Genomic DNA, 217 nt, shown 5'->3' with positions numbered 1-217 from the left:
CGAGCAGTTCGTCGAGCAGCAGCGGGTGCGCGGCCAGCCGCTCGGACAGCAGCGCGCTGCGCGCGGTCACGTCCACCAGCCGGGCCAGCGCCGCGGGCTGCTCTTCGAGCAGGGCCAGGTAACTGGTGCGGCGTGTGACCGCCTGCAGCAGCGCCAGGCCGCGCGGCAGCGCGGCGTCGGGCGCCTGCGAGCGCGCGGCGGCGGCCAGCAGTTCCGG

At 77.9% G+C, this 217-nt stretch carries 1 protein-coding gene; it reads right to left on the bottom strand.

The window, feature by feature from the left end; genetic code table 11:
- Positions 1 to 217 (bottom strand): hypothetical protein (locus N790_RS04880; protein ID WP_043801516.1); only part of this gene is annotated, 217 nt, incomplete at both ends.

It is taken from the genome of Arenimonas malthae CC-JY-1, from assembly GCF_000747075.1.
GTDB classification, from domain to species: Bacteria; Pseudomonadota; Gammaproteobacteria; order Xanthomonadales; family Xanthomonadaceae; genus Arenimonas; species Arenimonas malthae.
The sequence above is the reverse complement of the archived record's forward strand: the minus strand, read 5'-3'. Positions and strand labels throughout refer to the sequence as shown.